This window comes from Leyella stercorea, from assembly GCF_021531655.1.
Genome location: NZ_JADYUF010000076.1, coordinates 1 through 7392 on the forward strand (window position 1 = coordinate 1; position 7392 = coordinate 7392).

The window sequence follows — 7392 nt, forward strand, 5'->3', positions numbered from 1 at the left end:
AATGACAAGAGATTGGCTGCACTTAGAGAGTATGCTCAAACGGCTTGAATTCTAAATCCGAAACTTGAGTATATTAACAATATTGGCATAGATACAATATCTTTTGTATGCAAATGAAGGAAGTACATGATTATCATCCATTAGTGGATGGTTAAATATTTTATCCAGCATCGCCCTACCATGAGGATTAGTATACATGCCTTTGAAATGAAGTTCCTTTCCCCATTCACAATAGCCAATATCTTTCTTCATGCAAGCGACCTCATCATCTGTCATCCTAATAGATGCCAAAGCAAAATAAGGTTGTTCTTTATTCGTTAAATCTGGCCCTGTATATCCAGCCTCGTCAAAATACAACATACATTTTATAATTTAGTTGTTACAACTACAATTTTCTGTCCATTTTAGTCATAAGAAATACCGAACACATTCCATAGTTTCTCAGCCTCTTCTTGCAACTTCTGCGGATTCTGCTTAGCCAGTTTCTTCAAATTGAGTAACTTCCATTGTACGGATGGATAATCTTTAAAGTACTCAAATTCGTATCCATCCCACTCAGGCTGACCAGATTCGAAACTAATCAGGAACTTCTTGTCCGCTTCTGTCATCAGAGACTTTACATCATTAATGAGTTTTGTACGGATTTCTTTAAACTCCTCGTATGTAAATGGAATATCTGTCATACCAGAGAACTGGTTTTCCATTGCTTCTCGTTGGTCTATCAGACTGGGAGCAAAAGACTCGTGTATTGGTCTATCGCTCCCAAGCAAGCAGAAAATGAGTCCCTCACGGCAATCGTTCAAAGGAATATCCATATACTTTACATCAAACAAATCACGAGGATGTTGGCGCGAAAGTGCTGCTGCAATCTTGCCACCATACAATTGAGTTAGGGGCACAACATTTGCCTCACAAAAGAGAGAAAACTCTTCCTGTGCCTTCTCAGTCAATGGTATAGTTTGTACCTCGCCTCCTACAATACCTCTCTTGGTCTGGTTGACCTCTATCTTCACCTGCTTACCTCGATACTCGCATAACAGTTTACATGTATTGAAGTTGGGAACAACGTGCATCCCTTTGAATGCTTTCTTTGCCTTGTCAGCAATGGATTTTAGATGCAAATTGATGTCATCCAAACTTGTCTGACGGTTAGCCAATGGGATATAGGTTAAATCAATATCTACAGAATAACGTGGCAAGTCCTTCAAGAAAAGATTGATGGCAGTACCACCATGTATGGCAAACACCTCCTCTTCCATCACTATCGGAATAAGACGGAGTAGCAGTTCTACTTTCTGAGCGTAAACACTTGATCTTATATCATTCATATTCTGCAAGTTCTTTGAATAATAAACCTTTTATACACTTCTTGTTACCGAGATTAATAGTTCATAATAATCTCGAGCATTTTCTCTTGATGTTGAACCATATCTTCGACATTCCATTCTAAACCAAATAGACGCTTAATATTTTTGTTCTTAATTCCTGCATCGTAATTATCCTGACATATCTGTAGCATAATTCGGAACTTTAAAGAAGCTATACTCACTGGGTTTGACTTTGTATCAAGATAGCGATTCTTTTTATCAATTGGATTCCAATTCGAACCAGAACTATTTGCATCAGACCCTATCATGGCAAAATTGCCAAAGCAATTTATATCATGCGTACTAATTGGCATATCATCACCAGCCTTGGCTTGTGGATAATAATGTTCCAAACTTTTTCTAGTTCGTGAGAAATAGAAGTTATTGAAAACATCTAACTCAAAGTCACTACAACCTAATGCTTTGAAAAAGTCTATTCTATTACGAGAGTCCTTCTTTGCTTTGTTTCCACGAAGTTCCTCTGCATATTTCTTCCAAATTTTATAATCCGTATAGTTAAATACGTAAAGAGGTATATTGCATGAACCAATAGAATAAATACTATCAAAATCTCGCTCAACATCTTCTAATTTAACGTTTAGTTCACTTCCATTAAGAATAGTATCATCAAAACTATTAGGTTTGGGCTGATTCATATCATTGAGTTTGCTCGCATCAAGATACACATCGAAGAAATATTTATCTGCCAGTTTTCTTAAGAACTCCACATAGTTATCAAGGTCACAATCCTCGAACAAATGGTATAAACAATAGAACAAATAGTTCTTTCTTTGTTTGGGTGTGAAAGCGACTTCAAACATGGAAAGTAATTGGATTACTTCGTTTTGTTGTGCTTTTCTATCCTCATACAAATCCTTTAGATAAGCAGCCTTATTACCTTTCTTATAATAATATTGCAACTTCCAGGGATTCTCTAAGACTCTGTCTTCTCCATTTGCATGATGAATCACATAATTATCAAGAAAATATTTAGCCAAGAGGAGATTGTATGCAAAGTCCTTAACGAACTCTGGGGTAAGATTTACCTTCTCGAACTCCTTAATGAGTTCTTTATCGTCAAGCGTAAAACTCAAAGGATCGAAATCATCTTCATTCCACGACCTTGTAATTTTCAAGACAATCAATAGAAAATTCGGAAAGTCTATTATCGGTTGGAAATGATCGTTATTGTCAAATTCTCCATATTTATCTATCATTCTTATAGGTGAATATAAAAGTTCTGAAATAGTTTTCATACCTAATGACGAAGATGAGCCTACATTAGAACTAGGGAACTCGTCGAAAGACTCTATAACAAAATCTTCCATAGTTTTACCAAAGACATTTATATCAGGAAGTTTCTGTTGAATATAGAAACCCATGTCGCTACAAGCCTCCCATATACGACTAAACTTCTGCATCGCGTCGTCATCACCTGTTAATTGATTGCTGAGTTTAGCTTTTATTATCTCATGCTTTTCTAACTGCTCACCACGAGAGTTCATAACCTCAAAATAGTGATTTAAATCCACATCTTTCGGCACACGATAGTGAATGATATGTACCTTGTTCAAGAAAAAATCCTGGAATGCTTCCATGTCAGCCTTCTTTTCGCCAACAATGTCTTTGAGTGCTTCCTTTGCATAATTGAATCCGTCAACAATACCCTGATCTTTTTCTTCACTAAACTTAGGCATTTTCTCTATTGTCGTAGCAGAAATCTTTCTTGCAGAATAAGTAAGATGGTTTCCAATCGTTTCAATACCCAAAGCCTTCAAGATAATGTAAATTGTTGTCAGACGCTGTTGACCATCAATAACTTCATAGATATTCTCGTCACGCTTGTATGTGACAAGAGTACCGATATAGTAAACTGACTTCGTCATCGAATCATATACATCATTTATCAAAGCACGTATTTCTTCACGTTCCCAAGCATAATTACGCTGATAGATAGGTATTTTGTATAAGATAGATGTCCCTCTGTTCGAGAAATAGATGTCGTTAATCGAACATTCTTCAAGAATAGTTTTCAAATCTTTCATAGCCATTATTATTTATAGAAACCATTTAATTGGAAGAAATACAGATAGTTTTTATACACACCATCTTTTTCATCCTTAAGATTCTTCAATATTTCACCATTGCCACTATACTCACAGCATTCCTGCGCCCAACCATCTTTAATGTCCTCATTAGAAAGCGGATTAAGTTTATCTGCCAAAGCACTTAGTAAAGAGGCTGGCGTATCTTGTTTAGCAATCAGCTTATACATATTGAATGTATTAATTTTATCACTCCACCCCATAATATAATTCTGTGCAGAAAGCCAGCCGAGGTTAGTGTATTGCGCTCTCAATGAATAAGCCCATATAAACGCATATATAACAAATTGTTCAAATAGTTCCATATCTTCTTTCGTCGGATATGTTTCTGGACAAAATCTATCAACATAAAGTAGAACAGAGGTATCAAACATCAGACGTGCTATGCCATTACCTATACCTTTTTTGAAATATCGATCCAGAGTTTTAACTATAATATTATCGTTGATATAGAACCCCTCATACTTATTGTTGTTCTGTATATCCTTGAGTATATTATAGTAGTGTTTTGTATATTCAAAGAATGGCTTGCCTGCAATTATTGGTGTGTTCAGCTGGAACGCATTTACATTTCGAGTTCCCGAAACAAAAGGCATAGCAGAAGAGTTAACCATGTCAGCATAGCAATAGGCACTCTTATAGAATTGGGCATAAGGTGTCCTTGCAGAACGTGTAATACCTTTGAACATCTGGATATTATGCTCATTTAAGACATTGGCTTTGTTGCCACTTACCCATTCTTTAATACGATATAGATAATTACCAAAGAAATCGGCTAAACCACTTTGTGAGACCTGTTCCCAATCCTTTACCATCTTTTCTGTTTCTTCATCACTAATGTCATTCATTTCACGAAGATGGTACGCTTTCAGTAAATCATGAGGGTAAAGAGCCTTACCTCGAGCATTTTGAGAATCAAAGAATTGGAACGCTTCTGATACATCGGAGGTTATCACAACTATCAACTCACACCTATTCTCAATGTACTCCTTAAGACGTTCCATTTCTCGTTGATGTTCTATAGCTGACTCGCTTTCCTCAGATTTTAATCCAACCCTTCGGTAAAGTGCATTATAATTGTTAGCAATGTTATGGTTATTGTGTTCATTATCATATATCTTCTGTTGCAAGAACTCTATACCTTTTTCTCCTAATGCTGTTAGAAGAAGTGAGAAAGTTATTGTTCGTTGCTGACCATCAACAATATCATATAGGTTCTTACCCTTTGCTTTATGAAGGATAAGTGTGCCGACTCTGTATCTTTCTTTGTTGCTATTCTTTGCATCAATAATATCATCAAGCAATTGAATGGCATTACGAGCAGTCCATTTGTATGGACGTTGATAAATAGGCACACACAATTTTACGCCTTTGATTGGCTCCCCGTTATCCGTTATAGTTATGGTTTGACGAAGGAGTAAATCACCTATAGTAGTTATTGATAACGTCAAATTATTCATATTCTGCTAGTTCTTTAGATATTGTCATATTATACTTATTGATGTACTTTCCTATTGGAGTAATCATAAACCTGGATGTGCCAAGATTAATATTCTCCAGTTTCAAAGCCTTATACCAGGTGTGGCCAGCCTTTTCTGCCATATATAAGAACAGTCGTTTCACTTTCTGTGACGTGCAAGCCTCCAGTAATGTCTGAACCAACTTGGGACGCAATGTCGTCAAGCCCTCCATGATATAATAGATATCGAGCAAAGATGATGATGCATCCGGCAAGTTCAAACACTCCAACATGGCACGCTCTGGAGATGACACCAGCAAATCATGTTGATTGATTGTCATGGTTTCTACCCCCAACAGCTCATCACCCAGAAAAGAGGTAGTCATATATTTTATAGTCATATCCCACTCCTCTTTTAGTAACCATGAAGGTAACTTGTTGCTTTTGTCTGTAAACAGATAAGCCATAGGTTTCCCCATTGACAGGTAATGGGAGTATCCGCGGAGTTCCAAAGCTGTATATGCACCTACAACACAACTCTTACTAAGTTGAGTGTTGTATGACGATACAGCAGCAAACAGGCTTGGTTCTGTCCCGTGTATCTTATAAACTCCTTTCGAAATACGGTCAAGCCATCCACTTTTCATATAAGCATACTGACCACGTGCATCCAATCCTTGACTTGAAAGCCACGAACCAAACAAGACCGATTCATTGGGTGCCGTCTCTAATATTTGCTGTATTTTTGTAGCCATCTTCGTTTATTTTATGAATACCAGCCTAAATTTGTTGCAAATATACTCTTTTTATTTTATTCAACCAAACATTTTCCTCAAATAACGGCTATTTTTATATAAATTTATCTCCAAATTCGTATTTTTAGCGAATTTAAGAGTAAAAAACGTGCAAAAAACTATAAACAGAGATACAATTGCCATCAAAAGAAAAAGAGGTCGATAGCCAGGATTAATTTCTGAGCTTGGTTTAGTTTAATCCCATATTAAATATCTATAACCTAAACTAAACCTTATATCTTCCGAGTACTATTAATGTCATGCCGAATGGTCAGGATCAAAGATTAGAAGAAAAGAAATAACACGTTATAGCCTAAGGCAAACAAGGATTAACACTTTTTAATAAACCAATTTTACTACAATAGAAAAACCGATTTTTACCAAGATTATAAAGATATACAAAGAACTGCAAAGATAAATGTACCTAAAGAAGCTAAAATTGGAGGTTACTCTTCACACCATTTTCAGCTATTGCAGGAATCTGCAAAAATTCGTGTTAACGAATGTGAATATACGAAGAACTGGAAAAACGTCTTTGCAGATGTTTGTATATTTTATTTTTGACGGCAGCTTCATTTGCAGATGTTTGTATATTTTCCGTCCCTCCTCCGTCCCTCGGCATAGTATCTGTCCCCCGTAATTGGAGGTACATGTACTGATTATCAATTACTTATATTTGCAGATTTTACATTCTGCATCGGAAAATAATAAGAAAAAAGTTCGTATCTTCTAGTGTGAGATAAGACGTCAGCCATCCTGCTGCTGAAAATCAAGCATTTATGCAGAGCAATGACAGCTGCCGTGTTAAACAACCATATATAAAGTCAAAGAGAATCCATTTTTTCAGTATAAAAAGTCAATAAGTACAAGAAAAAAACGTACCTTATGTAACATAAATCTTATCTCACACTAGCATATACGATAAAACATATAAGGTAACAAAGCCACTAAGTAGTAAACTTCATGTACTTCAAAAGAATGGATTTATGAACAATGTCACCGCATCACAGTCACAGTCGTCCCTGAAGATGACTGCCAACAATAACATAAAGTAGAAAAAGAAAAAGACGCAGGTTTGCTCGCTTTCTTCTTCTGCAGCCCACGTAATCGATATGTACAACAACAAGCGTTTACCAAAGGGCATCCACATAGTCGTGGCTGATGACAAATCGGCTTCGAAAGTGGGAGGAACACCCTTAACCGAAGAACCGCATGCGCCTTGGGGCTATATATTTATCCAGCATATCAGCCACCATAGCCGACAGCCTGATGCGTCCGTTCATGAAGATAATGTCAGAAGAGCCCGAAAGAGTCACGTTCCTGCGAGATCCATTCGTGAAGTTTGCCAAAGACCATGTCAAGCTCAGAGTACTGACAGGAGTGTTACGCGGACAAGAAGGTTACGTAGTGCGCATATTGCGCGATCGTCAACTGGTAATGGAATTCGGAGGCTATGCCGTAGCCATCAGCAACGTACATCGTGAAGACTTCGAAATAGCAGAGCAAGATTAGTGTCAAACTCACAATTCTTTCATAGAACACGAATTACCACGAATTATCCACGAATTACTTTGGTTAAGTGTTAAATGTTAAGTGTTAAATTGTTAGGGTGCGAAACAACTCATAATTGACCAACTCTCAATCGCAGGCATAGCCGAGAACAACTC

At 36.9% G+C, this 7392-nt stretch carries 6 protein-coding genes; 1 reads left to right on the forward strand and 5 read right to left on the reverse strand.

Translation table 11 applies throughout. From position 1 onward, the window contains the following. Positions 1–51: 51 nt before the first annotated feature. The 5 genes from I6E49_RS13665 to I6E49_RS13685 are packed head-to-tail and all read right to left on the reverse strand — an operon-like array spanning position 52 to position 5686. Positions 52–360: a DUF3800 domain-containing protein gene (locus I6E49_RS13665; protein ID WP_235403005.1), complete on the reverse strand. Its 309-nt coding sequence runs from the start codon at positions 358–360 to the stop codon at positions 52–54. Positions 361–404: 44 nt separating this feature from the next. Continuing rightward, a complete protein-coding gene (locus tag I6E49_RS13670; RefSeq protein WP_235403006.1) occupies positions 405–1328 on the reverse strand; it encodes a nucleotidyl transferase AbiEii/AbiGii toxin family protein in 924 nt (307 codons plus the stop codon). Positions 1329–1381: 53 nt separating this feature from the next. After that, a complete protein-coding gene (locus tag I6E49_RS13675) occupies positions 1382–3412 on the reverse strand; it encodes a DUF262 domain-containing protein (RefSeq protein WP_235403007.1) in 2031 nt (676 codons plus the stop codon). A gap of 8 nt (positions 3413–3420) precedes the next feature. Continuing rightward, positions 3421–4932 carry a DUF262 domain-containing protein gene (locus I6E49_RS13680; protein WP_074613701.1) on the reverse strand — a complete coding sequence of 504 codons (1512 nt, stop codon included), beginning with the start codon at positions 4930–4932 and terminating at the stop codon, positions 3421–3423. Then, entirely contained in the window at positions 4925–5686 is a 762-nt protein-coding gene (locus I6E49_RS13685; protein ID WP_235403008.1) for a type IV toxin-antitoxin system AbiEi family antitoxin, read from the reverse strand. The genes I6E49_RS13680 and I6E49_RS13685 overlap by 8 nt, the downstream gene beginning before the upstream one ends. Before the next feature lie 1251 nt (positions 5687–6937). Here I6E49_RS13685 and I6E49_RS13690 point away from each other — a divergent pair. Continuing rightward, positions 6938–7237, forward strand: coding sequence for a hypothetical protein (locus tag I6E49_RS13690; RefSeq protein WP_235403009.1), 300 nt, complete (start codon positions 6938–6940; stop codon positions 7235–7237). Positions 7238–7392: the final 155 nt, after the last annotated feature.